The following is a 26,422-nucleotide window of genomic DNA, read 5'->3' as shown; positions in this document are numbered from 1 at the left end:
GTTCACCTGACGTTGAGGCAGACGACGGGTACGCCGGCGCCGACTCCTAGTAGGTTGCTGAGAGTGCGTACGCCGTGAGCGCACCCCTCAGCATGGTTACCGTGTCGGGGTCGAGGGCCGCGTGCACACACAGTCGCACGGTCCGGCCGCGGGTGGTTGCGGTGATTCCGTGGTTGTGCAGGTTGGCTACCAGGGTGGTCAGGAGTTCGGCTGGCGGCTCCAGGACCACGATGCCGGCCCGTGAGACGACATCCCGCGGCGACACGATATCGACGACGAACTCATCGACCAGCTCGATGATCTCCGACACATTCTCGTTCATAGCCTTCTGGATCACGTCGACACCGACGTCGAAACTCTGCTCGAGCGCAGCAGCGAACCGCGCCTGCGCGATGGCGTCCCCGTTGGTCACCCGAAAGGCTCGGGCAGCGTGACTGGGCGGGGTGACCTCGTCCCAGGGATCGTCCGTGTCGGTACCGACGTAACCGGAAATCACGGGCACCAGGCGCTCGAGTGCCCGTTCGCTGAGGGCGAGAAACCCGGTGCCCCAGCCGGCCCGCGTCCATTTCTGACCACCGGAAGCGACGACATCCGCTGCCTCATAGGCGGCATCGACGACGCCGAAGCCCTGAATCGCGTCGACGATGAGCAGGCGATCGCCGATGACCTGGCGGATGCCCTCGAGGTCGGTGCGATACCCGGTGCGCGAATCGACCAGGCAGACGGCGACGGCAGCGACGGCCGGGGTCAGCTGGTCGCGAATCTGTCCGGGGGTGACGCGGCCGTGATCCGTCTCCAACCAGAGCGGAGTCACCACGTGCAGGGCTTCGGCGGCGCGCACTGCGGCGAACGGAACGCTCGGAAAGTCACCGGCCGAGAGCAGCACGGATCCGGTGAGACCAAACATGGCCTGCATGAGTCCGGAGCTCGTGTTGGGCTGCAGCACGATCTGATCGGCGGCAAAGCCGGTGAGCTCTGACACGGCGGTGCGAGCACGCAGATCCTGGTCGACCAGATGGTCGAGGCTGCCGTGGCGGGCGCGGGACAATACCTCGGTCTGGCCGAGGGTCTCAGCCACCACGGCCTCGGAGAGCGGGCCGACCCGACCGAAGTCGAGGTAGCCGGGTTCCTCACGAAAACCGTCGGTGAAGCTGAGCAGTGAATTCATGCGCGCAATTCCAATCGGTTGTCAAACACAGGGTGGCTACCCCCCGAAGCGCCGCTGCCGGCGGGAAAAGTCGCGCAGAGCCCGCAGAAAGTCGATCTGCCGCAGGTCCGGCCCCAGCGCTTCAACGAAGTAGAACTCGCTGTGCGCGCTCTGCCAGAGCATGAAGTCGCTCAGCCGCTGCTCGCCCGAGGTACGGATGACGAGGTCGGGGTCGGGCTGACCGCCGGTGTACAGGTGCTGACCGATGAGTTCGGGCGTGAGGGTCTCTACGAGGTCTTCCAGGGTGCCGCCGTGCGCGTGGTGGGTGGCGACGATGCTCCGCATGGCGTCGGTGATCTCGGTGCGGCCGCCGTAGCCGACCGCGAGGTTGACGTGCAGTCCCTTATGGCCGCTGGTGCGGGCATCCGCTGCATCGAGAGCCGCGACCAACGGCTCGGGCAGGCCGGCCTTGGACCCCACCTGCTGCACCCGCCAGTTGCGGTAGTGCGAGAGCTCCTCAGCGAGATCGGCGATGATTTCGATCAGATCGGCGAGTTCATCGCTCGGGCGCTGGGTGAGGTTGTCGGAGGAGAGCAGGTACAGGGTAACGACCGAAATGCCGAGGTCGTCGCACCATTCCAGAAACTCGCGCATTTTGGCGGCGCCAGCTCGATGACCGTGCGCGGCGGTTTGAAACCCCAATTGCCGGGCCCAACGCCGGTTGCCGTCGATGATCATGGCAACGTGGTGAGGCATATGTGCCGGAGTGAGCCCACGCCTCAGCCGGCGCTGATACAGCCCATAGAGGATGCCACGCGGCGAGGGTACCTGGGGTTTCTGCACACAGTTACGCTAGTCCACTCCCCTGGCGTTCGCGGCACCCGGCCAGGCGCTGTCGTATCCTTGCAGCATGGCCACCGAGCACGATATCCCTAATCTGCCACTGATCGAGGCGGCTGACGCCCACCCTGAAGACGTCAAACCGACCTGGCGCGGCTGGATTCACGCTGGCACATTTCCGGTGACGATCGCTGCCGGCATCGTGCTGCTCGTGCTCGCTGAGGGCGCGGCGGCGAAGATCAGCTCGGCCGTGTTCGTGCTCAGTTCGATGCTGCTGTTTGGCAATTCAGCGCTGTACCACCGCTTCAACTGGCAGCCGCGCACCCGCATCATTCTCAAGCGCATCGACCACGCGAATATTTTTCTGCTCATCGCCGGGTCGTACACGCCCATCACGGTGCTCGCGCTGCCGCCGGAAAAAGCGACTCTGCTGCTCTGGCTGGTTTGGGGCGGAGCCGGGCTGGGCATCCTCTTTCGAGTGTTTTGGATTCACGCCCCGCGCTGGCTGTACGTGCCGCTCTACCTGGTGCTCGGCTATGGCGCGCTGCTGTTCATCGTGGATTTCTTCCAGGCCAACGCGGCCATGATGACGCTCATCCTCGTCGGTGGGCTCTGCTACACGGTCGGCGCGGTCGTCTACGGGCTGAAGAAGCCCAACCCGGTTCCCGGTGTGTTCGGCTTTCACGAGATCTTCCACACCTTGACGGTCGTGGCGTTTCTATGTCATTTCGCGGCGATATTGCTGATCGCCACGCATCCGCTCTACCCGTAACGGCTTATTCGGGCTTGTCGCTCGGCGTCGGCGGTGCGCTTGGGTCGGCATCGCGGGCGGCGACCTCGGCATCGAGGCGTGCCTTGATCTCGGCGCGATAGGTCGTACGACGGATGCGACGCACCACATCCAGGCAGAGCAGCAGGGTTGCCGACGCGATCAAGAAGAAGACCAGAAAACCGACAACGCCCGGGGTGACGGTGTTGGGGTCGAAGTCGGGGTCGGGAGTTGCGGCGAGCACGACGGTCAGCAGCGAGGTCATGCGGCGTCCTGGATTCCGGCGAACAGATCGGATTCGGGCATTGCGGTGTCTACTTTCGATTCGACGAGTTGGAAGTCTTCGTAGGGCCAGGCCTCGCGGACAAGATCGTTGGGCCAGAAGAAGAAGCTGCTGTCGGGTGTGACCTGGCTCGCGTGCGAGCGCAGGGCGGCATCTCGAGCTTCAAGAAAATCACCGGCAGGAACGTGCGTGGTGGCCAGCTTGGGGTAATTCTCCATGCGCTCGCGGGCCGCGCCGAGCGGCTCCAGCAGCGGAGAGTCCGGCTCAGTCACGCTCAGCGCGAGGTACATGGCATCGATACGTTCAAGGTTGAAGATGCGGTCGTAGTACACCTTGTCGATCTGCCACGGCTGCCCGGTGTGCGGGTAGCGACTCGGGTCGGCGGCGGCACGATAGGCCTCCATCGAGACCTCGTGGCAGCGGATATGATCCGGGTGCGGGTAGCCGCCGTTTTCGTCGTAGGTGATCAGCACCTGCGGACGGAACTCCCGAATCAAATTTACCAGCGGCTCAGCCGAGTAGTCGAGCGGAATGGCCGCGAAGCTGTTCGGTGGCGCCTCCTGGCCCTCGTCCATCCCGGAATCCTCGTAGCCGAGCCAGCGATGCTGCACGTTCAGCGCCTCCTGGGCACCCTGCATCTCCAGGCGGCGCAGCCCGGGCAGGTCACGCTCGGCCATGGCATGGCCGGTCAGGGACGGGTTCAGGATGCTGCCGCGTTCGCCGCCGGTGCAGCTCACGATCATCACCTCAACGCCGAGGCTGCGGTAGTAGGCATACGTTGCCGCGCCCTTGCTCGATTCGTCGTCGGGATGGGCGTGCACAGCCATCAATCGCAGCGTCACCATACTCCTCAGGAATGCCAGATAACCTTAGGCCAGATAACCTAGATACCAGCCTAATCGCTCCATCGGAAGTGTGAAATCGCCAGTGCCCCTCAACAGCACGCCCAGCGGAGTTCAGTCGAGCCGCCAGCCCGAGCGCCTCGACGAATCTGACGTCGCCGCGGCACCGGCACCCGAGAGCGCCGCGATCCAATCGCGCTACGGGCGCACCCCGGCCCGCCGGGTTCGCGACCGCCGCATCCTGTGGGGGCTCGGTGGCGTTTTCGTGTTGGTGCTGGGAGCGTGGGTTCTGTGGACCGGCCTGGACGGGGCATCCACTCAGATAGAAGCGCGCGATATCGGGCACACCATCATCGATGAGCACAGCGTGAGCGTCACCTTCGAGGTAGCGCTGCCGGTGAACCGAACGGCGAGTTGCGCGGTTCAGGCTCTCAACGAGAGCTATTCGGTCGTCGGCTGGAAGATCATCGATCTACCGCCCTCCAGCCTGTACAACCGGTCGTTCACCGAGGTTCTGCGCACCACCGATCTGAGCAACACGGGTTTGATTTACCAGTGCTGGCTGACCTAAACTGACGTATTCGCCTCGGCAATCGCCCGGGCGACGACTATATCTGCGCGGCCCTCAACCGGCCTTTCTGCGCTTGAGCGTATTGAAGGAGATCACTCGTGATTACCGACACAACGGTCACCTGGCTAACTCAGGAGGCCCACGACCGCCTCGCCGCGGAACTGGCGACACTGAGCAACTTTGGCCGGGGCGACATCGCGAAGAAGATCGAGTCCGCGCGAGAAGAGGGTGACCTCAAGGAGAACTCGGGCTACCACGCGGCGAAAGAAGAGCAGGGCAAGATGGAGGCGCGCATTCGCACGCTCACCCTGTTGCTGCGCACCGCCGAGGTCGGCCACGCCCCAGAGAGCAACGGCACCGTCATGCCGGGCACCGTCATCACCGCCACCATCGCCGGCGACGAGAGCCGCTTTCTGATCGGCAGCCGCGAGATCGCCGCCAACAGCGACCTGGACGTGTACAGCGAGCAGAGTCCGCTCGGCGCGGCGATCATCGGCCTCAAGGTCGGCGCCAAGACCAGCTACACCACGCCCACCGGCAAGGAGATCACCGTGCAGATCTCGAACGTGGAGACGTTCACCGGCGCCTGACTCCCCCCGCCGAGGCTCGGCTGCCGATTCGCGCCGATATTGGGGCTCAGGTTGTCCACTCGCTGCTCGTGGCCTTCCACTGCACGCGAGGTGCCATCTTTAGTCCCTTGAGAGCTCGCCAAGGGGCCAGAAGTGGCACCTCGCGCGCAATGCACAACGGATGAGGCTGCCCCGCTTACAATGCTGCACAGCCAGCAGCAATCAACTAGCAGCCAACGGCCGACAGCGCCGGCGGCAGCTGGCGCGCGGCCTGTCTGCCTAGTCGACCGGGCTAGTCGATCTGGGGGTCGTAGCCGGCGGCGCGCAACGTGTCCACGACGTGCTGGCGGTGCTCTGGCCCGCGAGTTTCAACGCTGACGTCGAGTTCGACTTCGCTGATCCGCAGGCCGACGCCGTGCCGGGTGTGCAGCACCTCGATCACGTTGGCCGTCGCCTCCGCGAGCAGCTCGGAGATTCGAGCCAGCTGACCCGGACGGTCCGGCAGCATGATGCGCAGCGTCAGGTACCGTCCCGACGCGGCGAGGCCGTGGCTGATCACGCGTTGCATCAGCAGCGGGTCGATGTTTCCGCCCGAGAGGATGGCGACGGTCGGCCCGGTAGGGGTGATCTTGCCGGCCAGGATGGCGGCGACCGCCACTGCCCCGGCCGGTTCAACCACGAGCTTGGCGCGTTCCAGCAGCACCAGGAGCGCGCGGGCGGTGTCGTCTTCGGTGACGGTGACGATCTCGTCGACGGCGTCCCGAACGATCTCGAGATTAAGCAACCCGGGCCTGGCCACCGCGATGCCATCGGCGATGGTTGGGAGCATGTTGATCGTCACTGCTTCGCCGGCGGCGAGTGAGGGCGGATAAGCGGCCGCGTTCTCGGCCTGCACCCCAATCACCCGGATGTGTCGCCCCTCCCGGGCGGAACGCTGCTTGAGCGCGCTGGCAACTCCGGAGATGAGTCCACCACCGCCGATGGGAACAATGACTGTCTCCAGGTCGGGAACCTGATCGAGAATTTCGAGTCCGAGCGTGCCCTGCCCGGTGACCACATCGGCATGGTCGAACGGCGGGATCAGGATCGCGCCGGTCTCCCGGGCGTATTCGGCTGCGGCGAGCAGCGGTTCGCTCACGGTCGTTCCGCGCAGAATGACCTCTGCTCCGTAGTCCCGCGTCGCTGACAGCTTCGGCAGCGCGACTCCGACGGGCATGAAGATGGTCGCTTTGATGCCGAGCTCGCGCGCGGCGAAGGCCACGCCCTGGGCGTGGTTTCCGGCCGAGGCCGCCACGACGCCACGGGCTTTCTCCGCCTCGGTCAGTTTCGACAGTCGGTTGTAGGCACCGCGAATCTTGTAGGAGCCGGTGCGCTGCAGATTTTCACACTTGAGGTAGACCGGCGCGCCCAACACATCGGCAAGGTAGCGCGAGCTCTCCATCGGGGTCACATCCGCAACCCGGGCGACGACCGCGCGAGCGGCCTCGAATTCGGCGAGGGTCGGTCCGACGAGGGTGGTCTCTGGCATGTTCTAGTTCTCCGAACTATCGTGCGGGGCGCCGGGTGCGCTCGAATCTGTAGGGGTGACGCGCGCGGATGCCCCACGCGACGTGAGGAGAGTCCGCGGGCGCAGCCGTGCTGTGCGCGCCGGTGCGCCGGACGTGCGATATCCCGGTCGGCTTTGCGGCACGGTCTGCCAGAGCACCGATCCGGTCGTCGGCACCGTCGGCGGGCTCGACCGCCACGTGCCCCCGGCAATGTAACTGATCATCGCGTTCAAAACCGCGGCCACCGGAACGGCGAACAGTGCCCCCGGAATTCCGGCGAGTAAGGCGCCGGCTGCCACCACGAGCACCACGGCAAGCGGATGCACCTTCACCGCGGTTCCCATAATGAGCGGCTGCAGTACGTGGCCTTCGACCTGCTGCACGAGCAGGACGACGCCGAGCATGGCCAGGGCGATGGCCCAGTTGTTGAAGATGAGCGCGATCACAATCGCCACCGATCCGGTCGCGACCGCGCCGACGATGGGGATGAATGAGCCGAGAAAGACCAGAATTCCAATCGGGATGGCCATCGGCACCCCGAGCAGGGCCGCGCCCACTCCAATGCCGACCGCGTCGATCGAAGCGACCAGAATTTGCACCTTGGCGAAGTTGCCCAGGGTGGTCCAGCCTGCGATTCCCGCACCGTCCACAGCGGCCTGGGCCCGCAGCGGGAAGAACCGTACGATCCAGCTCCAGATGGCTTTACCGTCGATGAGGATAAAGAGCAGGCTGAACAGTGCCAGCAGAAGCCCGGTCAACAAGTGACCGAGCGTGGTTCCCACCGACAGGGCGCCGCTGATGAAGACGGCACTATCATTCTGGATCGCTTCCCAGGCCTGCTGCACGTACGTGTTGATATCAGTCTCGGAAACCTGCAGCGGTGAGCCGGCCAGGAACGCCTTGAACGAGTCGAGTGATCGGGTGAGCCGTTCGCTCAGCCCAACGGTGCCCTCGGCGATCTGCGTCGAGGCGAGGGTGACCAGACCGGCAACGAGCACCAGCGTGCCCACCATCGCCAGCGCCACAGCGACGCCCTTAGGCCAGTGATGCCGCACCAGGAATGCCACAAACGGAACCAGGAGCGCGGAAACCAGCACGGCCACGAGCAGCGGAATGACAATCAACCGCAACTGAATAACCAGGAAGACCAGAATGGCGATAGCGGCGGCGATCACAATCAGACGCCAGGACCAGGCCCCAGCCAAACGGATGCCGGCCGGCAGGTTCTCGTCGACGCCGTTGGCGGCGGGGGCCCCGGTCACAACCTCGATCGGCGTGACAACGAGCTCGGATCCGGCGAGATCAGCGCTCTCCCGCACGCGCTCCCGCGCGCGCTCGGCCGAACGCCTGCGACGCAGCCGTAGCAGCGCGCGTGCACCTGGATTGCCCGTGGATTCGCTCACTCAAACAGTCTAGGACTGCCGTCAGGGCTGTTGCTGCGCCACACTGGCGGTCTCCACCCGCTCGGTCGAGACCGGTGCCCCGGTGAAGTTGACAAACACGTTCTCGCCCGCTTTCGGGTGCACGCGCACGCCGTGCTGAAGAAACAGAATGGTGCCGTCGGCCAGGCGCAGGGTCGTGCGGCGGAGCGACCCAAGAAAGCTGGAGGTGACCACGGTCGCCGCGAGGCCCTCGGCTGCGAACTCGATGTCTTCCGGGCGGATCGAGACCGTCACGGGTCCGTCGGGCGTCGCCGGGTCGATCAGGGGCAGGCTCGTTCCATAGACCTCGGCTCGAGCCGAGCGTACGAGACCGTCGATGCGGTTGCTGAGTCCGACGAAGTCGGCGATGAACGGGGTGGCCGGACGGGAATAGAGTTCTTCGGGCGTGCCGACCTGCTCGATATTGCCGGCGCGCATCACGGCGACGCGGTCGGCGACCGCGAGGGCCTCGTCCTGATCGTGGGTGACGAACAGGGTCGTGATGCCGAGTTCGGTTTGAATGCGTCGAATCTCGTCGCGCAGCTGCACGCGCACCTTGGCGTCGAGCGCCGAGAGCGGTTCGTCGAGCAGCAGCACACGCGGTTCGGTCACGAGTGCGCGCGCGAGTGCGACCCGCTGCTGCTGGCCGCCGGAGAGCTGGTGTGCAAAGCGATCGAAGTGGTCGTCGAGGCCGACCATGGCCAGGGACGCTGCCGCCCTGCGGCGCCGCTCGGCCGGCTTGATCTTTCGCATCCGCAGCCCGAATTCGACGTTTTCGCCGGCACTGAGGTGCGGAAACAGCGAGTACGACTGAAACACCATACCCATGTCGCGTTTGCTGGTGGAGAGTGCTGATACGTCGATGCCGTCAATGGTGATACTGCCGGCATCGGTGGATTCCAGCCCTGCCAGCACGCGCAACGCCGTGGTCTTGCCGCTGCCACTCGGGCCGAGCAACGCGACACATTCGCCCGCGTGCAGGGTGAGGTTGAAGCCGTCCAGGGCGCGCATTCCGGAGAATTCTTTGACGACGCCGGTGAATTCGACGACGGTTCCCGGTCGGGTCGGTGCGGTTGGCTGCTGGGCTGTCAGCTGCTGTGAATTCATGCTGGACCTTTCACGGTGGTACGGCGGCGCGATGTTCGGGTGCGCGGGGCACCGAGTCGTCCGATAACGAGGAGCAGCAGGAAAGCGAAGGCGAGGGCCAGCAGCGAGAGGATCACGGCCGTGTACGGGTCGACCTTGCTCACGACGACGAGAGCGGTTTGCAGGTTGACCCGGTTCAGCAAGGACGCGATGGTGAATTCGCCGAGCACGACGGCCACGGCGATGAAGGCACCGGCCAGGATGCCCCGGCGCAGGTTGGGTACGAGCACCCGCAGGAGCACACTGCCCCAGCCGGCCCCGAGAGTGCGCGCAGCTTCGGTGAGCGTTTTCACGTCGACGCCGTCGAGGTTGGATTGAATGGCCCGATAGGCGAAGGGCAACACCGTAATGCCGTAGGCGAAGGCCAGGGTCCACACGCCGCTGCCCAGCATTCGAGCCACAATGGCGTAGACCGGCGCGAGCCCGACCACAAGCACAATGGCCGGAATGGTGATGGGCAGAATACAGATGAATTCCAATACTCGGCGCAGCCGGGGAAAACGGATGTGCACGAGCAGCATGGTGGGTACGAGCAGCAGCAGCACGATCAGGACGGTGCCAATGGCCAAAGCCACCGAGTTGCCGAGCGCTACCAGCACCGGTCGGTACACCCCGGTGAATCCGCTCTGAAACAGGGCGACCCAGCGGTCGACGTTGTAGCCGCCGACCAGCCCGGCACGCAGGGTGAATTCGATCATGGCCACGATCGGCACGGCGAAGATGACCCCGACCACGCCGAGAATGATGGTGCGAACCGTGCGGGAGGGCGCGTGAGCCACACCGTTGGTGGTCAGTCCGGTCATTGCTGCCACCGCGCGGCCCGTGACTGCAGCGCTGAATAGCCGACCATGACGACGGCCATCACCACGATCATGCCGAGGGCCAGCGCGCCGGCCAGGTTTTCCCGACCGAGCAGCGTCTCGCTGGTGAGTGCGGCGCGAATTTGCAGGGGCACAATCTGCGAGCCCTGACTCACCAGCGCCGCCGCGGTGGCGTAAGAGGAGAACGCGTTGGCGAACAGCAGCAGCAGGCTGCCGATGAAGGACGGCGCGAGCACCGGAAAGGCGATACGGAACCAGTAGCTGGCTGTGCTTCCGCCGAGAGTGGCGTTCGCCTCGGCCCACTGCGGTTTCAAGGCTTGCAGGGCGGGCATAAAGGTGATGATCATAAGCGGAACCTGAAAGTAGATGTAGGGCAGGATAAGGCCGGTCGTCGAATACAGCCAGACGCCGTTCTCAAAAATATCCAGGCCGAAGGTGTCGCGCAGATACAGGGTGACCATGCCCTGAATGCCAATGGTCGCGACGAAGGCGAAGGCGAGCATGACGCCACCGAACTGGGCCAGCACACCGCTGAGCGAGTCGATGGTGGTGCGCAGCGGGCCGTCGGGGCGCGCGCCGAGCAGGGCGTAGCAGACCACAGCACCGACAACGGCACCGACAACGGCGGTCAGCGCCGACAGCCAGAAGGAGTTGAAGAAGGTGGTGAGCACGACGGGGTCGCCGAGGGCCGCGACCGTGGCCAGGGTGAAGGCGCCGGTATTGTCGAAAAAGCCCGTGCCGATGGCAATCAGGGTCGGCACAGCCAGGAACAACAACACATACACCGCGAAGGGCAGCAGCCCGAAGGCTGCTGCCCGACCACGGATGTTACTGGACAGCGGCAGCCCACTTCTCGCCGAGCAGCGTTGCCGCTGCGGTGCTCTGGTCTTCGGTCGGAACGACGGTGTCGCTCGGCGCCTTCGGCAGCGCATCGAACAGCTCGCTGTCGATGGTGCCGGCCTCGGCCATGGCCTCGGCGCGCGCCGGGCGGGCGCCGCCCGCAAGCCACAGGTTCTGTGCTTCATCGCTGTACAGGAATTCCTGCCAGAGCCGCGCTGCGGCGGGGTTGGGAGCATCCTTGTTGATCGCCTGGTTGTAGTAGCCGGCGTAACCGGTGCCGTCGAAGACGACGACCTTCCAGTTGCGCTGGCCCTCCAGCTGGGCGCCGTAGCCAACGTTGAGGTAGTCCCAGTCGAAGACCACCGGGGTCTCACCGGAGGCGACGGTCGCCGTCGTCGGGTTGACCTTCAGAAAGTTACCGGCCGCATTGAGATCGGAGAAAAAGTCAATGCCGGGCTGAAAGTCAGCGACCGTTCCGCCGCTCTGCACGGTGGCGAGGCCGACAGCGGCAAACGCTGCACCGGCCTGGGTCGGGTCACCATTGATGGCCACCTTTCCCTTGTAGTCGGCGCCGAGCAGGTCGGTCAACTCCTTGGGCTCCGGAACAGCGTCGGGGTCGTAGCCCACCGACAGGTATCCGCCGTAGTCGCCGACGTAGAGGCCGGAGGCTTCCTTGAGCGCGTCGGGAATGTCGGCCCAGTTGGCAACCTGGTACGGCGCAAAGCGGTCGGTACTGGACAGGGCGACTGCCAGGCCGAGGTCGAAGACATCCGGTGCCGTGTCCTGGCCCTTGAGGTTGTCGGCGGCCTGGATCTCCTCGGCGCTGGACCCGTCTGGGGACGCTTCGTTGATCGTGATGTCCGGGTATTTCTCGGCGAACAGGTCGAGAACGGCGCCGTAGTTCGCCCAGTCACGCGGCAGCGCGATGACGTTCAGCTGACCTTCCGCGATGGCGGCTTCTTCGAGGCCGGCCAGGTCGCCGAAGGCGCTCAAGCTGGTGGCGGTCGCTGCGTCGACGCCCGAGGCCGGAGCCTCGGCGGCCGGTGAACAGCCGCTGAGCGTGAGGGTGAGGGCCGCTGCGGCGGCCAGGGACACCATCAGAGTGCGTTTGAGTGACAATTTTCCTCCATTGTGACCGGGTCCGGAGCGTTGGATTACTGTGCAAACGCTACGGGTGAACAGGATATGGGGCAGGGTGTGCCGGTCGCCCGACAATACGAAGGCTACATGGCTGCCACATGTTTTCCGGGTAAACACCAGGTGAACGGGGGTGCAGCTAGAGTGAGACGAATGGTCACGACAGTTTCCCCCGCACTGGCGCGGCGGATTGCGCTCGCCGCGCAGGGCTTCGGCGCGCGACCTGGAGCGGCCGTCGGCATCCGTCAGCTCACGGCCCTAGTGAATCGACTCGAGCTGCTGCAGATCGACTCGGTCAACGTGTTCGAGCGCAGCCACTACCTGCCGGCCTTCAGCCGACTCGGCGCCTATGACAAGGCCCAGCTTGATCGGTTGACCACGGGTCGCGAGGCCCGCTTCACCGAGTATTGGGCACACGAGGCCTCCTTTCTACCGGTCGAGGTCTGGCCGCTATTCCACTGGCGCATGCAGAACTATCGCGACCGTTCAGCGCGCACGCCCGACGATTGGTCGAACGCCAACCGGCCGATGCTCGATTGGCTCCTGGCCGAGCTCGCCGCCAACGGCCCGATGCGGGCCAGCGCAATCGAACACGACGCCAACAAGCGCAGCGGGCCCTGGTGGGGCTGGTCCGAGGTGAAGACCGGACTGGAAATTCTGTTCCGCTGGGGTGATGTGGTCAGTGCCGGGCGCATCCGTTTTGAGCGGGTCTATGCCCTGCCAGAGCAGGTCTTCTCCCCCGAGCTGCTCGGCACCGAAATTTCTGAAGCGGATGCCCACCGCGAGTTGGTGCGCCGCTCGGCGCGCGCACACGGGATCGGCACCGTCAAGGACTTCGCCGACTACTTTCGGCTGAAGTCGGCGCCGGCACTCTCAGCCATCCTTGAGTTGGAGGAGGCCGGCGAGTTGCTCCCGGTGGAGCTTGCGGGCTGGGGCGCGCGCGCGTGGCTGCACCGCGACGCCCGGCTGCCGCGGGCCATGGACGCGCAGGCGGTCTTGTCGCCGTTCGACCCGGTGGTCTGGGAGCGTGCCCGCGCCCTGCGGCTGTTCAATTTTCATTACCGCATCGAGATCTACACGCCGCAACCAAAGCGCGTGTTCGGCTACTACTCACTGCCGATTCTGCTGGGCGACATGATCGTCGGCCGGGTCGATCTGAAGAACGACCGGCAGGCCGGCGTGCTCCGGGTGCAGTCGGCCTGGGCTGAGCCGGCGGCGCCGACGGATGCCGCGGGTCGGCTCGCGCAGGTGCTGCGGGAAGCCGCACTCTGGCAGGGACTTGAGGAGATCGTCGTCGCGCCGCGGGGAAACCTGGCTGGGGGTCTGGCCACCGAACTGCGGTAGATCTCGCCGCCGGGTTACGCCGCCGATGTGCGGGAAAACTAATTTAGAACTTACGGCCCATGGCGGTCAGGCGCTCTATGCGGTCGGCGATCGGCGGGTGCGTCGCGAACAGCTTGCCCATGGCGCCCTTCTTCAGCGGGTCCGAGATCCAGAGGTGAGCCATCGAGCTGTTCTGCTTCTGCATGGGGCGACCGTATTCGCCCAGTTTGGCCAGGGCAGAGGCGAGCGCATCCGGGTGGCGCGTCGTCAACGCGCTGGTGGCATCCGCTAAATATTCGCGCTGGCGAGAGATGGCGAGCTGCACGACGGTCGCGATGAGCGGGGCCACGATCATGGCCACGAGCCCGAAGACCATGACGACGGGGTTGCCGTTGCTGTTGTTGCTGCGGCCGAAGAACGCCATGCGCAGGAACATGTCCGAAATGAAGCCGATCGCGACAACGAGGCCGAACACGACCATCGACACGCGAATGTCGTAATTGCGCACGTGGCCGATCTCGTGGGCCATGACGCCTTCAAGTTCGGAGTCGTCCATGATGTCGAGCAGGCCGGTGGTGGCGGCGACGATCGCGTGCTGGGGGTCGCGACCGGTGGCGAAAGCGTTCGGCGCCGGATCATTGATGATGTAGACCTCGGGCATCGGTGTGCCGGTCGTAATCGACAGGTTCTCCACGATGCGCCAGAGGCGCGGGTGGTCGGCCTTGCTGTTGACCCTGATGCCGCCGCTCATCGAGATGGCCTGGCGACCGGCGGCGTAGTACTGAATGATCACGTAGAGCGCCGTGATGACGACGGTGGCGATGAGGATGCCGTAGCCGCCGGCACCATAGACGGCGTTGGCCAGCCAGCCGAGCCCCGCAATGATCACGAAAAACAGGATCATAATGAAAACGGTGTTGCGTTTGTTCTTAGCTATCGCGCTGTACATCGGCTAAGTCCCGTTAGAACTGCACGCGGGGCGGCTCCGCAATCGCTGCGGAATCGGCCACCTCAAAGAACTCGCGCTCGGTGAATCCGAGGTTAACGGCGAACAAGTGGTTCGGGAACACCTTGATCTTGGTGTTCATTTCACGCACGCCACCGTTGTAGAAACGACGCGCGGCCTGGATCTTGTCTTCGGTGTCGACGAGTTCGCCCTGCAACTGCAGGTAGTTCTGGCTGGCCTGCAGCTGCGGGTACGCCTCGGCGACGGCGAAGATGCTCTTCAGCGCGGTCTGCATGTGATTCTCAGCAGCGGATGCGTCGGCCGGGCCTTGGGCAGACAGCGTCTCGGCCCGAGCCTTGGTCACGTTTTCAAACACGCTCTTCTCGTGTGCTGCGTAGCCCTTGACCGTTTCGATCAGGTTGGGCAGCAGGTCAGCACGACGCTTGAGCATCACCGTGATGTCGCTCCACGCTTCGTCGACGCGCACATTGAGCGTCACGAGCGAGTTGTACGTCGACCACAGGTAGATACCAGCGATGGCGACGAGTGCGACAACGATCAGAACCGGGATGAGCCATTCCATGGCAGCGTCTCCTTGCAAATTGGCTTTCTAGGGTGGCACGGAGACATGAACTAGCGACAACGACCCCCGTGCGTACCTGCCAATACTAACCGCGACCCCGGAGGCTCCCACCCGCTTCCCATCACACTCCAAGCAACCTCAAGGCGTGCGGGGATTTCCCAAGGCGGCAGGGAGAGCGCGGTCAGCCGGGCTCTTCGACGTCGACCAACACCTCGTTGCGACGCAGAAACCACGGTTTGAACGGCGGGTCGAATCGGGCGAATCTCGGTGACCCCAGGGCGGTGAGCCCGGCGGCGGCAAGCGCCGCGCGCAACTCCTCGACATGCTGTTCGTAACGAGTCTCACGCCAGCGTCCACCGAACCGCAGTGCAGCGACCAGTGCGGACGGTACCGTTCTCAGTTGCACGTTGGGGTCGGTGGGTTGCGGCGCCGTTTGCGCCGTCAGCTCCTCGGGCAGCACGAAGGCAACCTGGAACTGCGCACTGCCCACTCGATTTGACGGGTGCGTCACAGGCTGTTGCAGCACGGGCGCGGTCATCGCGATCTTTTCTGCCGCACCGGTCTGCACCACTGGCGCGGTCATGGCCACCTTCCGGCGGGACTGGTTTGCCCCGCTGATGTAGGCAAACAGGTATCGGAAAGCACGGTTGCCGGCGTCTTCGAAAGGGCCATCCGTGGTGACTTCGGCCAAGAGATGTGCTGGGTATCGGCGAAGTTCGAAATCGTCGTAGGAGTGCAGGACGCGGTAGGGCTGCTGCTTGCTCACGCCCCGAAATTACTGCAGGTAGCTGGGTACCCGCTTTCAACGTGAAGCACCGCGGAATCGCCCATTGTGGGCTTGACAGGGAGTGTGCAGCGGCGGAGAGTTCGGACATGGTGAACACATCCGCCCCCGCGGTCGACGTGACCGATTTACACGTGCGACGGGGAAAGCATCCGGTGCTGCGTGGGCTTACCGTCACTGTTCCCCGCGGAGTCGTGGTGGGGCTGCTCGGCCCGAGCGGATGCGGCAAAACCACGCTCCTGAGAGCGATCGTCGGCGTGCAGGTGGTGCAGTCCGGCACAGTCACGGTGCTCGGCCTGCCAGCTGGCGCCGCCCAGCTTCGGCACCGCGTGGGCTATGTGACACAGGATGCGAGCGTCTACGACGACCTCACCGTGCGGCAGAATCTGCACTATTTTCGCGCCGTGCTCGGTGCCCCGCGCCGGGACGTCGACCGAGTGTTGGCCCTGACCGATCTCACGGCACAGGCCGGCCAGCTCGTCGGATCGCTCTCCGGCGGACAGCGCAGCCGGGTCTCGCTGGCCGGAGCGCTGCTCGGCTCCCCCGATCTGCTCGTGCTCGACGAACCGACCGTCGGACTCGACCCCGTGCTGCGGGTCGAGCTGTGGACCCTGTTCCATCAACTCGCCGCCGTCGGAACGAGTCTGCTGGTCTCCAGCCACGTGATGGACGAGGCCAGCCGGTGCGACCGGCTGCTGCTCATGCGAGACGGCGAGATTCTGGCCGATGACACCCCGGCGGGGCTGCTCGCCGCGACCGGAACCAGCGATACCGAGGGGGCGTTTCTGGCGCTGATCGCGCAGCATCCGCTCGGCGAAGCCACTGGGAGCGTCTCATGACGCCGCAACGCACCCTCGCGACGGCCGGCCGCGTGCTCAGCCAGGTGCGACATGACCCGCGCACGATCGTGCTGCTACTCGTGGTGCCGAGCCTGCTGATCGGGCTGCTGGCCTGGATCTTCTCGGACACTCCCGTGTTCGCCACGATCGGACCGGGCATGATCGCCCTGTTTCCGTTCATCGTGATGTTTCTCGTGACCAGCATCACAACCCTGCGCGAACGCCGCACCGGCACGCTCGAGCGCCTGCTGTCGATGCCGCTCGGGAAGGGCGACCTGATTCTCGGCTACACGCTCGCGTTCGGCCTGCTCGCCGTGGCCCAATCGGCCGTCGCGGTCGGATTCGCGGTCTGGGTGTGCGGGCTCGAGATCAGCGGATCGATCTGGCTGCTGCTCGCCGTCGCGGTGGCCGATGCGGTGCTCGGCACGTCGCTCGGCCTGCTGGCGAGCGCGTTCGCCCGAACGGAGTTTCAGGTCGTGCAGTTCATGCCGGCGCTGGTGTTTCCGCAGATTCTGCTCGGCGGCATTTTTCTGCCGCGCGAGCAGCTGCCCGATGTGCTGCGAATGATCAGCGATTGGTTGCCGCTGTCGCACGCGATCGATGCGCTGCAGGCGGTCGCGGCCGATTCGCAGGACGCCGCCTATGTCGGCGGGGAACTGCTCATCATCGGAGCGTGGGTTGTGGGCGCCGTCGTGCTCGGGTCGGTGACGCTGCGGCGGCGCACGCCGTAGTTGGCCGCCTCAGCGATTGGTCAGCGCGTGTTGCAGCCAGCGGTAGCTCGACTTGGGCGTGCGCGTGCGGCGGTCGTCGGCGAAGTCGACGTGTACCAGACCGGTCGGCTGGGTGTAGCCGTCATCCCACTCGAACCCGTCGAGCAGCGACCAGAACGCCACACCGGCGAGGTCGACGGCAGCGGCCGGGGCTCCGACCGCGGTGGCGTCGAGGGCGGCCACGAGGTGTTCGGCCAGGTAGTCGATGCGGGCGGGATCGTGCACCTGGTGGCGGGCATCCGCCTGGTCCCAGAAGGCGCCGCCGGTCAGTGAGAGGTAGACGGGCGGCAGGTCGGGGTAGCGTTCGGCCAGTTCGGCGAGCGCCACCGCGACGTACTCGGGAGCGTTGACGTTGCCGGTGGAGGTCGTGGGGTGTTCGCGGAACGGCTCGAGGTGGAACGGCCATGAGGTGACGGGGATCGGCTGGCCATCGGGGGCCTTCAGCACCGTCGCACCGGCGGCGATTCGGGCCGGCCCCGTGTAGCTCAGCCCGTAGAAGTCGAGCGGCTGCTGGATCGTGCGCAGGTCTGCGGGGTCGGCTTCGAGCAGGGTGCGTAGTTCGACCGCGAACGGTTCGAGCGGGTCTGGATAGTGGCCAAGCAGCACCGGGTCGGCGAACAAGCGGTTCTGCAGCAGGTCGTAGAGGGCCGCATAGGAGCGGTCCTGGTCGCGGTCGGTCGCTGATTGCACCGGGGTGTGGGAGTTGACCAGACCGATGCGTCCGCGCACGTCGGCGGCGCGCAGGCCCTGCACGGCAAGACCGTGCGCGAGCAGCTGATGGTGCGCACTGGGAAGCGCGTCGAACAGCAGGGTGCGACCGGGTGCGTGGGTGCCGAGCGCGTAGCCCCTGGTGGTGACCGTGGCTGGCTCATTGAGGGTGACCCAGGCGTCGACGCGGTCGCCGAACGCCTCCCCCACAGCATGGGCGTAGTCGGCGAAACGGCCGGCGGTGTCGCGGTTCAGCCAGCCGCCCCGCAGGGCAGCCGGCAGATCCCAGTGCGAGAGAGTGGCGGTAGAACGGATGCCGTCGGCCAGCAACGCGTCCAGCAACCGATCGTAGAACGCGAGTCCGTTGCGGTTGAGGGGGCCGCGGCCCTCGGGCTGCAATCTGGTCCAGCCCAGCGAGAAGCGGTAGGCGTCGACGCCGAGGTCGCGCAGAATGGCGGCATCCGCTTCGTAATTCTTGATGTGGTCAGCCGAAACGGAGGCGTTCGAGCCATCGCGGATGCGTCCGGATCTTTGACTGAAGGAATCCCAGACGCTGTCGCCACGGCCGCCGTCGCGAGCGGCTCCCTCGATCTGAAAGGCGGACGTGGCGACGGCCACCTCGAACCCGGTCGGCAGGCCATCGCCGAGCTCGCCGGCGCGGTGTTCCCAGTCCCGGGCGGCGACGGCGCGTGTGGAGGCGGGGGTGCGGGGCGTGGGATTCATCAGGGTGCGGCTCTCTTCGGCGGTCTCATGCTGGGCATCCGCTTCGTATAAAGGGTGTCATGTTTACCGGCGGGCGGCGGCAGCGCGAAGAATTCCCTCGGTTTGTTACATTCTGCGGGCGCGGGAGGTTGACTTTACCGCCCTCTGCCCCTCAAATTGGGGCAGGGGGTGAGTCATGTCCGAATCGACTCGGGTCGAAGCATCGGGCGCAACGGCGCGTCCGCGACGCTCCCGCAGTTTAGCGGCCGTCGCCGCCCTTCTACTCGGGTGTGCGATCGTCCTCGCCGGGCCCGTGCTGGCGACGGCGCAGGCGACGCCGGAATCGACACCGGAATCGACCGCTCCGGCCACCGAAGAACCCATCCCAAACACCACGACCGATCCAGCTACGACGAGGCCGCTGATCGAGAGTCCCGGCAACGGGCAGTTCATCGGCAGTAACCGTACAACTGTGTCTGGGTCGAAAGCGCTCGATCAGGAGATTCAGTTGTTGTCGCCGCGCGGCGGGGACCCGCTGTGCATCGTCGATGACAAATCAACCTCCTGGAGCTGCAGCAACCTCTACCTGCAGAACGGTCCGACGATCAAACTGCGCGTCGTTGTAACCGGCGATTCCACCCTGAGCGACGAGATCACGGTTGCCGTTCTGGGTGCACCGACCGTGCAGGGCGGCCGCAGCGGCTCCGAGTCCGACGGCTGGGTTCGCGGAACCGGGCATCCCCAGGCCACTGTGACGGCGTCCCTGGGGACCGAAGACTCCTGCTCAAGTGACGTCGACAACTCGGGTGCTTGGGCGTGCCTGTTCGAGGGCACGCTCAAGAGCGGAAGCCGGGAGGTGACAGCGAGCCAGCGTTCGACCTTCAGCAGCCCGTCGTCGTCGAATTCGAGCGAGCCGGTCACGATTGTCTTTGACCTTCAGGGCCCAGCGGCTCCGGTCGTGACGACTCCTCGCGAGGGCGCCCAGGTGCCCGTCGCGGGAACGGAATACACCGGCACCGGCGAGACCGGCGCAACGGTCACCGTGTTCGCCGGCGCCTACTCGGTCTGCACCGCCGAGGTGACCGACGGGGCCTGGACCTGCTTCGCCGGGGGCGTGGCTGCGGGTTCGTACTCCGTCATCGCCGTGCAGCAGGATTCCGCCGGCAATGTCGGACCGGGCAGCACCCCCGTGACGGTCCGCTATGCCGCCCCGAACACCGCCACACCGACCCAGTCCGCCTCGGAGACGCCAGCGGTCACGCCGGCTCCGAGCGCATCGGCTTCGCCGTCGCCTGACGGTGCGGTTGGCATACCGGGTGACACAGCGGAGCCGACGCCTTCCGCGGCGCCCCAAACGCAGGAACCAGCGCCGGAAGCCGCTGAGGAGGAGTCGGCGGACGACTCGGCGGGGGCATCCACTTTCACCGGCCGGTGGGATGACCCGACCCGCTTCGCACTGCCGATCGGGCCAAGCGGCACCAGTTCGCCATTCCCCTGGTTGCAGGCCGGGCTGCTCGCCCTGGGCGCCCTGGTGCTGATCGCTCTGCCGCTGCGGATGCTCGCGGGCACCATCTCGCGTACGCGCGGCGGCCGTCCGCTCTGGTCACGGCCCACCCTGGCGGGTCGCAATCGGGTGCGCGAAGAGTACGAGGTGGCACCGACCGTGCGACTCAATCGGTGGCTGCGCGGTGGCGCCGCGCTCGTCGCCGCCGCAACCTTCGTCATGCTGTCCGGACCGGTGGTGGATCAGCCGGCCTACCTGCGTCTGCTGGTCGCGGTGACTATCGGGCTGGTCTTGGTCAACGGGGTCGCCATTCTGGTGCCGCTGTGGTGGAGTTCCCGCGTGCTGGAGCTGCGCGGGGCGGTCAGATTTCTGCCGCGCTACCTGTTGCTGGTCGCGGCCGCGGCGACCGCCTCGCGCGTCTTCGACGTGCACCCGGCCCTGCTGTTCGGCCTGCTCGGCAGCGTGAGCCTGTTAGCCAAACCGGATGCTGGCAGCGCGCAGCCGACGCCGGCGCAGCGCGGCCAGCTTGCGGCAGTGCGGGTCGGCGCCCTCTCCCTGTTTGCCGTGCTCGCCTGGTCACTCGGAGCACTTCTGCCCGCCGCCAGTGATTTCACGACCTCGCTCGTGGCGGAGACGGTCAACACGATCGTGCTCGCTTCAGTCGGCTCGGCCGTGCTCATCCTGGTGCCGATCGGTCACACCAGTGGGCGCAGCATTCTCGCCTGGTCACCGCCGATCTGGACCGGCCTGACCGTGGTCGCCTATGGAATTTTGTTCGCCGCGCTGGCCCCGGCGATCGATCAGCTGCAGAGCAGCGGCTCTGGCACGGTGTTGTGGATCGTCGCCGCGAGCTTCGCGGCCCTGTGCGCGAGCGGCTGGGTCTGGCAGCGCTTCGTCGCTCCCGCGCAACGTTGACCCGGCGGAGGCAGTATCGTACAAATGTGCGCCTTGGAGTCCTCGATGTCGGTTCGAATACCGTCCACCTGTTAGTTGTCGACGCGCACGAAGGCGCCCCGCCGGTGCCGATGGCCTCCGACAAGAGCGTTCTGCGCCTCATGCGGTACATCACGCCAGAGGGTGCCATCAACGACGAGGGTGTCGCGGCGGTGCTCTCTGCGGTGCAGCATGCAGCGGATGTTGCCCAGCAGCACAATATCGACGAGTTGTTGCCGTTCGCCACCTCGGCCCTGCGCGACGCGACCAACGGTCCGGAACTGCTCGACCGGGTCGAACGGGAAACCGGTGTCGCCCTGCAGGTGCTGTCGGGCGAGGACGAAGCCCGGCTGACCTTCCTTGCCGTGCGGCGCTGGTATGGCTGGTCGGCCGGCAACATTCTGCTGTTCGACATTGGCGGTGGATCGCTCGAGATCGCGGCCGGCGGGGCTGAGTTTCCCGAGGTAGCGCTGTCGCTGCCGCTCGGCGCCGGGCGCAGCACGATCGGTTTTCTGCACCACGATCCTCCCCTGCCGGAGGAGGTGTCTGCGCTGCGCAGGCATGCGGCATCCGTTTTGCGCGATGCGGTTGGTGCCTTTGCGCAGCTGCCGGCACCGCACCACATCGTCGGGTCGTCGAAGGCGATTCGATCACTGGCCCGACTGGCCGGAACCACCTCGGACGGCGTCGGCGCCGCCGATCGCTTGCGGTTGGGTCGCGCGGAGCTCGATGACTGGGTGCCGCGTCTCGCGCGTATTCCTGCCGAAGCCCGCCCGGCGCTGCCCGGTATCACCGCCGACCGCACCTTTCAGATCGTGGCCGGCGGCATCGTGCTCGGTGCGGCAATGGCCGCGTTCGGGGCGGCGGAACTTGAAGTGTCACCGTGGGCGCTGCGCGAGGGTGTCATCCTGCGCTATCTCGACCGACTGAGGTAGCATTTTCGCTCACCGACCCCTGGAGCGATTCGCATACGAAAACTGACCGCCGGCTTGTTCATGTCCCTGGATGGCGTCGTGGAGTCGCCGAACCTGTGGCCGGAAGATGTCAACCGAGGTGACCGGCGCGGAACGACACCGTGCGGCGACTCCCAACGCAGCCTGTGCCCACAAGTGGAACCGAGCCCGCTCGGGTATTTCTGCAGAAGCAGGCCAGAATAGGGCGCATGCCGTTGCCAGTTGCTCCACCGGATCGCTTAGCGGCCGGCCCGTTCGATTTGCGAGTGATGGTGGAAGCGGACTGGGCCCTCGAAGTGGCCCTCTCAATGGATCCTGACGTGCTCCGGTGGACTCACTATCGCCCTCAAATGACCGAGGAGACAGCGAGAGCGCGATTGCGCCCGACCCATTCGGAGTGCGCCTCCGCTGACACCTATCGTTACTTGATTACAGACGGCCAGACCAACTTGGGTGTCGCCGGTGTGTTCGCGGATCCCGGCGAGGTTCCGGAGATCTACTATGCGCTCCTCCGAACAGGTCGCGGTCGCGGTCGCGGTGCAGCCTCACTCGCAACCCGGGCCCTCACCGACTGGCTGCTCGACAACGGGAGCCGAGTGGTGACCTTGGTGATCTTTGAAGGGAATACCGCGAGTGAGGCGGTCGCTTTGCGCACCGGGTACTCCTTTCAGCGACGGGCGACAGCGAATCATCAAGGAGGCCCCACGGAGACAACGGTGTGGGAGCGGACGATCTGAGGCAAGGATCAGACCCCGGACGCTGTCCGCGCTGGTTCTGTCAGTCGATTACCGCCGCGACAGCTTCGATCTCGACCAGTTGATCCGTGTAGCCCAGAACGGTGACGCCAAGGAGTGTGCTCGGCACGTCATGCTCCCCGAAAGCCTCACGAATGACCGTCCACGCCTCGACCAGGTCACTCTGAGTGGAAGACGCGACGAGAACCCGTGTGCTCAATACGTTCTCGAGTTGGACTCCCGCCGCCTTCAGAGCTAACGCGAGGTTCTCCATCGCCTTGCCGGCCTGGGCTGCATAGTCTCCGACGCCAACGGTGCTGCCGTCGAGGTCTAACGGGCAGGCGCCAGCGAAAAAGATGAGGCGCGCCCCTGCGGGGGCGGTGTCGCTGATGCTGTGTAAAGCAGCGCGCGGCGGCGCTCTTTCTGACATGAGGGCTGCGCACATACCCGACCGCGGAACGAGGACGTCCTCGCCCCCGGCCGCGTCAGCCGGAGCCGCGCCGGTGGTCCGGTTGGCGGTCTGGCCAGCGCTGTCGAGCGTCGAGAGCAGGAGTGGGTACCGCCGTTAGCGTCCGAGCAGCCGGGACCAGAATGATCCGGTCGATTTTTCTTTCACGTGCCCGGCGCATTGCTGATTGCGAGGCACGCCGCGCATTACCTGATCAACGTGCTGACCACAGCCCGCCCACGTTGTTTTTTGACACACTTTGCAGGTGACGGAACGACACATAATAGATCTCCATTCAATAAGGTGAGCTGCGAAAAGAATTATACCCCTGGGAGTATTTTATTTACTGGGGGGCAGGGACGTGCTCATGTGACCCTGCCGTGAAGCGGTCATGCGGTTTCTCACAGGGCGCGAGGTTTAGCGGGCGGCGATGCTGGCGCGCACGTCGTCCATATTGAGGTTCTCGACGCCGGCAATGAGCTCTTCCAGGCTGGCTGCGTTGAGGGCGCCTGGCTGGGAAAAGACGAGTACGGAGTCCCGAAATGCCATCAGCGTGGGGATGGAGCGGATGCCCGCGGCTGCGGCCAGTCCCTGTTCGGCTTCGGTGTCGACTTTTCCAAAGGTGATTGCGGGGTGTTTTTCAGACGCCGCGCGGAATGTCGGGGCGAAACTGCGACAAGGGCCGCACCATGCGGCCCAGAAATCAACCAACACGATGGGACTCTGGGCAATGGTCGCGTCAAAGGTGGTCTCGGTGAGATCGGTAATAGCCATACACGCAGACTATACCCTTAGGGGTATCTTGCATACCGTGCGGGGTATGTGTGAGACTGGGGCGCATACCCACTACACGCCCCAATTCGTGTCGGCGTGGTGGGCCCCGACCTTTGGAGGCCACGATGATTTTGACCCAGTACTACCTCAACTGCCTGTCCCATGGCTCGTACCTCGTCGGTGATCCGACGAGCGGTCAAGCCGTCGTCGTGGACCCCCGCCGCGACATCGACGAATACCTCGCCGACGCGCAGGCGAACAACCTGACCATTATCGGCGTGATCAACACGCATTTCCACGCTGACTTCGTCGCCGGTCACCTCGAGCTGGCCGCAGCCACTGGCGCCTGGATCGGCTACGGTGCCCGCGCCGAGACCGAGTATGAGATCCGTCACCTCGCCAATGGCGAGAAGATCTCGCTCGGAGAGGTGGAACTAGAAATTCTCGACACCCCCGGGCACACTTGGGAGTCCATCAGCATCGTCGTTCGTGAACACGCCAGCGATGCCGTGGCCCATGCCGTCCTCACCGGCGATACCCTCTTCATCGGTGACGTGGGCCGTCCCGACCTGGCCGCATCCGTCGGCGCAGATCCCGACCAACTGGCCCGCGCCCTATACGCGTCGATCCACACGACGCTTCTCGCCTTGCCCGATGCGGTGCGTGTTCTCCCCGCCCACGGCGCTGGTTCCGCCTGTGGCAAGAACCTCTCCGACGAGCTTGAATCCACCATCGGCAACCAGCGCCTGACGAACGCGTCTGTGCAGCCGATGAGTGAAGACGACTTCGTGACGATGATCCGCAGCGGTCAGCCCGCAATCCCCGGCTATTTCGCCGTCGACGCGATGATCAACCGTAGCGCGCACGAAGTCATAGGTTCCACCCGCGAACTGGCACCGCTGAATCTGACGGATGTTCGCGCATCCGTTGAGCGCGGGGCCCGTGTTCTTGACACCCGCAGCCCCGAAGACTTCGCCCTCGGGCACTTGGCCGGGTCCATTAACGTGGGACTGGACGGACGCTTCTCCGAGACGGCCGGAATGGTCATCGCGCACGACGACAGCATCGTGATCATCGCCGACTCCGGCCGCGAAGCCGAGGCCGGAATGCGGCTGGCCCGCATCGGCTTCGACCGGGTCGCCGGATATCTGACAAACCCGGCGCAGGCGTTCACCGACCTCGGCCCGCTGGTGCAGGTCGGTGCGCGGGTCGAGCTTGACGACTTCGAGGCTCTTCGCCGGGACACCGCCGCAACGATCCTCGACGTACGCAATCCCGGCGAGGTCGAGCAGGGCGCGATCCCGGGCTCCCTGCGCATTCCCCTGGCCGAGCTGAGCCAGCGCCACGCCGAAGTGCACGCCGGACCCGTAATCATCCACTGTGCCAGCGGCTGGCGTTCGAGCGTCGCCGCGAGTGCGCTGCGGGGCCTTGGCCATTCGGACGTCACCGACCTCATCGGCGGCTATACCGCATGGGCTGCCCAATATTCAGTGAAAGCCTGATGGCGATGACCCACGGCTGAACACCTAACCAACGTTGGCTTCACGGCAGACACGATCGCCAGCGGCCTGCCTCAGCGGCAGGCCTCAGGGCTGCCGGCATTGTTCCGCTCCCGCACCAAACTGAAACGGATTTACTATCTCTCACACCACGCACACCGTCAACCCCTCCCCGTCACCAATTGGGGCAGACGAATTCCATCAGTGGGTTCTCCATCATGGCGACCTGATGATCATCGATGTGAGGGACGGCTCGGAGTTTGAAACCCGGCATATCCGGGGTTCGTATCACGTGCCGCTCCACCTGCTCAAAGAACACACTGAAGAGATTGCGGCGCAGCTGGCCCCCCGGGTTGTGCTGGTCTGCCAGTCGGGTCGACGCGCGGAAGAAGCGCGAAAGAATCTTGACGCAGGTGGCCTGAGCGGTGCTCGTGTATTAACCGGTGGTGTGGCGGGCTATGCCGCCGCCGGCGGCGATATCACCAGCGGTCGCTCCACGTGGGCCATGGATCGACAGGTACGTATGACGGCCGGATCCCTGGTGTTGGCGAGCGTGCTGGCGGGAAGGTTCATCCATCCGCAGTTCCGTCTTCTCGCCGGCGTCATCGGTGCCGGCCTCACGGTATCGGCCGCCACCAACAGTTGCACGCTGGGGCGAATCCTGTCCTGGATGCCCTGGAACCGCCCGGTTTCCGAACCCACGAAGAGTGACGTCCTCGCTCAGCTGGCGCCGCACGCATGATCCTGGCCGCGCTGCTTCTGGGAGTGATCGTGGGTGCGCTGCTCGGCCTGGTCGGCGGGGGCGGGTCAATCCTGGCCGTTCCGGCCTTGGTCTACGGTGTCGGGTTACCCCTCGAGGAGGCGATACCAACCTCGCTGATCGTCGTGGGAGCGGCGTCGGCGGTCGCCGTGCTTCCGCGGCTGCGCACCGGCGTGAACTGGCGTCTGGCCGGCATCATCGGCGCCGCCGGCATTCCCACCGCCTACCT

Annotated in this window: 28 protein-coding genes; 12 read left to right on the top strand and 16 right to left on the bottom strand. The window is 65.5% G+C overall.

Features of this window, described 5'->3' with window-relative positions:
• Positions 1-46: 46 nt before the first annotated feature.
• Both E3T46_RS03800 and E3T46_RS03795 read right to left on the bottom strand, forming a co-directional pair.
• On the bottom strand, positions 47-1,168 hold the full coding sequence (locus E3T46_RS03800; RefSeq protein ID WP_134577529.1) for an aminotransferase class V-fold PLP-dependent enzyme: 1,122 nt from the start codon (positions 1,166-1,168) through the stop codon (positions 47-49).
• A 36-nt stretch (positions 1,169-1,204) separates the two neighbouring features.
• Positions 1,205-1,990 (bottom strand): isoprenyl transferase, encoded by a 786-nt coding sequence (locus E3T46_RS03795; RefSeq protein ID WP_134441558.1) that lies wholly within the window; start codon positions 1,988-1,990, stop codon positions 1,205-1,207.
• A 67-nt stretch (positions 1,991-2,057) separates the two neighbouring features.
• Here E3T46_RS03795 and E3T46_RS03790 point away from each other — a divergent pair, with 67 nt between their 5' ends.
• Entirely contained in the window at positions 2,058-2,759 is a 702-nt protein-coding gene (locus E3T46_RS03790; protein ID WP_134577528.1) for a hemolysin III family protein, read from the top strand.
• A gap of 4 nt (positions 2,760-2,763) precedes the next feature.
• Here E3T46_RS03790 and E3T46_RS03785 read toward each other — a convergent pair whose 3' ends face one another.
• Positions 2,764-3,021 (bottom strand): hypothetical protein, encoded by a 258-nt coding sequence (locus tag E3T46_RS03785; protein WP_134577527.1) that lies wholly within the window; start codon positions 3,019-3,021, stop codon positions 2,764-2,766.
• Positions 3,018-3,884 carry a mycothiol conjugate amidase Mca gene (gene mca, locus E3T46_RS03780; protein WP_241980442.1) on the bottom strand — a complete coding sequence of 289 codons (867 nt, stop codon included), beginning with the start codon at positions 3,882-3,884 and terminating at the stop codon, positions 3,018-3,020. Before mca ends, E3T46_RS03785 begins: the two co-directional genes overlap by 4 nt.
• A gap of 82 nt (positions 3,885-3,966) precedes the next feature.
• On the opposite strand from mca, the gene E3T46_RS03775 reads away from it, so the two are divergent.
• Both E3T46_RS03775 and greA read left to right on the top strand, forming a co-directional pair.
• Positions 3,967-4,452, top strand: a complete 486-nt coding sequence (locus tag E3T46_RS03775; RefSeq protein WP_166790166.1) for a DUF4307 domain-containing protein — start codon at positions 3,967-3,969, stop codon at positions 4,450-4,452.
• Positions 4,453-4,550: 98 nt separating this feature from the next.
• The gene (greA, locus tag E3T46_RS03770; protein WP_092450387.1) at positions 4,551-5,042 is read left to right on the top strand and encodes a transcription elongation factor GreA; all 492 of its coding nucleotides are present in this window, start codon (positions 4,551-4,553) and stop codon (positions 5,040-5,042) included.
• Positions 5,043-5,313: 271 nt separating this feature from the next.
• Here the strand turns inward: greA and ilvA are convergent, their stop codons facing one another.
• Genes ilvA through E3T46_RS03740 form a run of 6 tightly spaced genes read right to left on the bottom strand, consistent with a single transcriptional unit; the run spans position 5,314 to position 11,894 of the window.
• The gene (ilvA, locus tag E3T46_RS03765) at positions 5,314-6,549 is read right to left on the bottom strand and encodes a threonine ammonia-lyase (protein ID WP_134577525.1); all 1,236 of its coding nucleotides are present in this window, start codon (positions 6,547-6,549) and stop codon (positions 5,314-5,316) included.
• Between the two features lie 3 nt (positions 6,550-6,552).
• Positions 6,553-7,971, bottom strand: a complete 1,419-nt coding sequence (locus tag E3T46_RS03760) for an AI-2E family transporter (RefSeq protein ID WP_241980441.1) — start codon at positions 7,969-7,971, stop codon at positions 6,553-6,555.
• Between the two features lie 21 nt (positions 7,972-7,992).
• Positions 7,993-9,096 (bottom strand): ABC transporter ATP-binding protein, encoded by a 1,104-nt coding sequence (locus E3T46_RS03755; protein WP_166790165.1) that lies wholly within the window; start codon positions 9,094-9,096, stop codon positions 7,993-7,995.
• Positions 9,093-9,938: an ABC transporter permease subunit gene (locus tag E3T46_RS03750; RefSeq protein ID WP_134441567.1), complete on the bottom strand. Its 846-nt coding sequence runs from the start codon at positions 9,936-9,938 to the stop codon at positions 9,093-9,095. The genes E3T46_RS03755 and E3T46_RS03750 overlap by 4 nt, the downstream gene beginning before the upstream one ends.
• The gene (locus E3T46_RS03745; RefSeq protein WP_241985205.1) at positions 9,935-10,801 is read right to left on the bottom strand and encodes an ABC transporter permease subunit; all 867 of its coding nucleotides are present in this window, start codon (positions 10,799-10,801) and stop codon (positions 9,935-9,937) included. The genes E3T46_RS03750 and E3T46_RS03745 overlap by 4 nt, the downstream gene beginning before the upstream one ends.
• The gene (locus E3T46_RS03740) at positions 10,785-11,894 is read right to left on the bottom strand and encodes an extracellular solute-binding protein (protein ID WP_134441811.1); all 1,110 of its coding nucleotides are present in this window, start codon (positions 11,892-11,894) and stop codon (positions 10,785-10,787) included. Before E3T46_RS03740 ends, E3T46_RS03745 begins: the two co-directional genes overlap by 17 nt.
• 192 nt (positions 11,895-12,086) lie before the next feature.
• Here E3T46_RS03740 and E3T46_RS03735 point away from each other — a divergent pair, with 192 nt between their 5' ends.
• A complete protein-coding gene (locus E3T46_RS03735) occupies positions 12,087-13,277 on the top strand; it encodes a crosslink repair DNA glycosylase YcaQ family protein (RefSeq protein WP_134577524.1) in 1,191 nt (396 codons plus the stop codon).
• A 43-nt stretch (positions 13,278-13,320) separates the two neighbouring features.
• Here the strand turns inward: E3T46_RS03735 and E3T46_RS03730 are convergent, their stop codons facing one another.
• The 3 genes from E3T46_RS03730 to E3T46_RS03720 all read right to left on the bottom strand — a co-directional run bounded on the left by E3T46_RS03730 (position 13,321) and on the right by E3T46_RS03720 (position 15,551).
• Positions 13,321-14,205, bottom strand: coding sequence for a M48 family metalloprotease (locus tag E3T46_RS03730; protein ID WP_134467377.1), 885 nt, complete (start codon positions 14,203-14,205; stop codon positions 13,321-13,323).
• 13 nt (positions 14,206-14,218) lie between these two features.
• Entirely contained in the window at positions 14,219-14,785 is a 567-nt protein-coding gene (locus tag E3T46_RS03725; RefSeq protein ID WP_134577523.1) for a LemA family protein, read from the bottom strand.
• 181 nt (positions 14,786-14,966) lie between these two features.
• A complete protein-coding gene (locus E3T46_RS03720; RefSeq protein ID WP_134577522.1) occupies positions 14,967-15,551 on the bottom strand; it encodes a heme-binding protein in 585 nt (194 codons plus the stop codon).
• 107 nt (positions 15,552-15,658) lie between these two features.
• Between E3T46_RS03720 and E3T46_RS03715 the strand changes: the two genes are divergently transcribed.
• On the top strand, positions 15,659-16,408 hold the full coding sequence (locus E3T46_RS03715; RefSeq protein ID WP_134577521.1) for an ABC transporter ATP-binding protein: 750 nt from the start codon (positions 15,659-15,661) through the stop codon (positions 16,406-16,408).
• Positions 16,405-17,139, top strand: a complete 735-nt coding sequence (locus E3T46_RS03710; RefSeq protein ID WP_134577520.1) for an ABC transporter permease — start codon at positions 16,405-16,407, stop codon at positions 17,137-17,139. The genes E3T46_RS03715 and E3T46_RS03710 overlap by 4 nt, the downstream gene beginning before the upstream one ends.
• Before the next feature lie 9 nt (positions 17,140-17,148).
• Here the strand turns inward: E3T46_RS03710 and E3T46_RS03705 are convergent, their stop codons facing one another.
• Positions 17,149-18,609 (bottom strand): family 1 glycosylhydrolase, encoded by a 1,461-nt coding sequence (locus E3T46_RS03705; RefSeq protein ID WP_134577519.1) that lies wholly within the window; start codon positions 18,607-18,609, stop codon positions 17,149-17,151.
• Between the two features lie 175 nt (positions 18,610-18,784).
• On the opposite strand from E3T46_RS03705, the gene E3T46_RS03700 reads away from it, so the two are divergent.
• The 3 genes from E3T46_RS03700 (at position 18,785) to E3T46_RS03685 (ending at position 22,715) form a co-directional block, all read left to right on the top strand.
• The gene (locus E3T46_RS03700) at positions 18,785-21,007 is read left to right on the top strand and encodes a hypothetical protein (RefSeq protein WP_134577518.1); all 2,223 of its coding nucleotides are present in this window, start codon (positions 18,785-18,787) and stop codon (positions 21,005-21,007) included.
• 26 nt (positions 21,008-21,033) lie between these two features.
• Positions 21,034-21,960 (top strand): Ppx/GppA phosphatase family protein, encoded by a 927-nt coding sequence (locus tag E3T46_RS03695; RefSeq protein WP_134441577.1) that lies wholly within the window; start codon positions 21,034-21,036, stop codon positions 21,958-21,960.
• 227 nt (positions 21,961-22,187) lie between these two features.
• Positions 22,188-22,715 (top strand): GNAT family N-acetyltransferase, encoded by a 528-nt coding sequence (locus E3T46_RS03685; RefSeq protein WP_134577517.1) that lies wholly within the window; start codon positions 22,188-22,190, stop codon positions 22,713-22,715.
• A 40-nt stretch (positions 22,716-22,755) separates the two neighbouring features.
• Here the strand turns inward: E3T46_RS03685 and E3T46_RS03680 are convergent, their stop codons facing one another.
• Both E3T46_RS03680 and E3T46_RS03675 read right to left on the bottom strand, forming a co-directional pair.
• Positions 22,756-23,142 (bottom strand): RidA family protein, encoded by a 387-nt coding sequence (locus E3T46_RS03680; RefSeq protein ID WP_241980440.1) that lies wholly within the window; start codon positions 23,140-23,142, stop codon positions 22,756-22,758.
• A gap of 435 nt (positions 23,143-23,577) precedes the next feature.
• A complete protein-coding gene (locus tag E3T46_RS03675; protein WP_134577515.1) occupies positions 23,578-23,934 on the bottom strand; it encodes a thioredoxin domain-containing protein in 357 nt (118 codons plus the stop codon).
• Positions 23,935-24,059: 125 nt separating this feature from the next.
• On the opposite strand from E3T46_RS03675, the gene E3T46_RS03670 reads away from it, so the two are divergent.
• The 3 genes from E3T46_RS03670 to E3T46_RS03660 form a co-directional block, all read left to right on the top strand.
• Positions 24,060-25,436 carry an MBL fold metallo-hydrolase gene (locus E3T46_RS03670; RefSeq protein ID WP_134577514.1) on the top strand — a complete coding sequence of 459 codons (1,377 nt, stop codon included), beginning with the start codon at positions 24,060-24,062 and terminating at the stop codon, positions 25,434-25,436.
• Positions 25,437-25,572: 136 nt separating this feature from the next.
• Positions 25,573-26,175 (top strand): rhodanese-like domain-containing protein, encoded by a 603-nt coding sequence (locus tag E3T46_RS03665; protein WP_347232604.1) that lies wholly within the window; start codon positions 25,573-25,575, stop codon positions 26,173-26,175.
• On the top strand, positions 26,172-26,422 hold a 251-nt coding region (locus E3T46_RS03660; protein WP_166790164.1), incomplete at its 3' end, for a TSUP family transporter. The genes E3T46_RS03665 and E3T46_RS03660, both read left to right, overlap by 4 nt.

Origin of the sequence: Cryobacterium sp. Hh11, from assembly GCF_004404045.1 — a bacterium.
GTDB lineage: Bacteria > Actinomycetota > Actinomycetes > Actinomycetales > Microbacteriaceae > Cryobacterium > Cryobacterium levicorallinum.
Note: the sequence above shows the minus strand (reverse complement) of the source record. Positions and strands in the feature narration are given on the sequence as shown.

Excerpts from the sequence above, each read along its gene's own strand:
- E3T46_RS03740 (WP_134441811.1), bottom strand. The coding sequence starts at position 11,894 with ATGGTGTCCCTGGCCGCCGCAGCGGCCCTCACCCTCACGCTCAGCGGC.
- E3T46_RS03670 (WP_134577514.1), top strand. The coding sequence starts at position 24,060 with ATGATTTTGACCCAGTACTACCTCAACTGCCTGTCCCATGGCTCGTAC.
- ilvA (WP_134577525.1), bottom strand. The coding sequence starts at position 6,549 with ATGCCAGAGACCACCCTCGTCGGACCGACCCTCGCCGAATTCGAGGCC.
- E3T46_RS03705 (WP_134577519.1), bottom strand. The coding sequence starts at position 18,609 with ATGAATCCCACGCCCCGCACCCCCGCCTCCACACGCGCCGTCGCCGCC.
- E3T46_RS03735 (WP_134577524.1), top strand. The coding sequence starts at position 12,087 with ATGGTCACGACAGTTTCCCCCGCACTGGCGCGGCGGATTGCGCTCGCC.
- E3T46_RS03750 (WP_134441567.1), bottom strand. The coding sequence starts at position 9,938 with ATGACCGGACTGACCACCAACGGTGTGGCTCACGCGCCCTCCCGCACG.
- E3T46_RS03800 (WP_134577529.1), bottom strand. The coding sequence starts at position 1,168 with ATGAATTCACTGCTCAGCTTCACCGACGGTTTTCGTGAGGAACCCGGC.
- E3T46_RS03725 (WP_134577523.1), bottom strand. The coding sequence starts at position 14,785 with ATGGAATGGCTCATCCCGGTTCTGATCGTTGTCGCACTCGTCGCCATC.
- E3T46_RS03675 (WP_134577515.1), bottom strand. The coding sequence starts at position 23,934 with ATGGCTATTACCGATCTCACCGAGACCACCTTTGACGCGACCATTGCC.
- E3T46_RS03710 (WP_134577520.1), top strand. The coding sequence starts at position 16,405 with ATGACGCCGCAACGCACCCTCGCGACGGCCGGCCGCGTGCTCAGCCAG.
- mca (WP_241980442.1), bottom strand. The coding sequence starts at position 3,884 with ATGGTGACGCTGCGATTGATGGCTGTGCACGCCCATCCCGACGACGAA.
- E3T46_RS03785 (WP_134577527.1), bottom strand. The coding sequence starts at position 3,021 with ATGACCTCGCTGCTGACCGTCGTGCTCGCCGCAACTCCCGACCCCGAC.
- E3T46_RS03685 (WP_134577517.1), top strand. The coding sequence starts at position 22,188 with ATGCCGTTGCCAGTTGCTCCACCGGATCGCTTAGCGGCCGGCCCGTTC.
- E3T46_RS03755 (WP_166790165.1), bottom strand. The coding sequence starts at position 9,096 with ATGAATTCACAGCAGCTGACAGCCCAGCAGCCAACCGCACCGACCCGA.
- E3T46_RS03680 (WP_241980440.1), bottom strand. The coding sequence starts at position 23,142 with ATGTCAGAAAGAGCGCCGCCGCGCGCTGCTTTACACAGCATCAGCGAC.
- E3T46_RS03700 (WP_134577518.1), top strand. The coding sequence starts at position 18,785 with ATGTCCGAATCGACTCGGGTCGAAGCATCGGGCGCAACGGCGCGTCCG.
- E3T46_RS03715 (WP_134577521.1), top strand. The coding sequence starts at position 15,659 with ATGGTGAACACATCCGCCCCCGCGGTCGACGTGACCGATTTACACGTG.
- E3T46_RS03790 (WP_134577528.1), top strand. The coding sequence starts at position 2,058 with ATGGCCACCGAGCACGATATCCCTAATCTGCCACTGATCGAGGCGGCT.
- E3T46_RS03730 (WP_134467377.1), bottom strand. The coding sequence starts at position 14,205 with ATGTACAGCGCGATAGCTAAGAACAAACGCAACACCGTTTTCATTATG.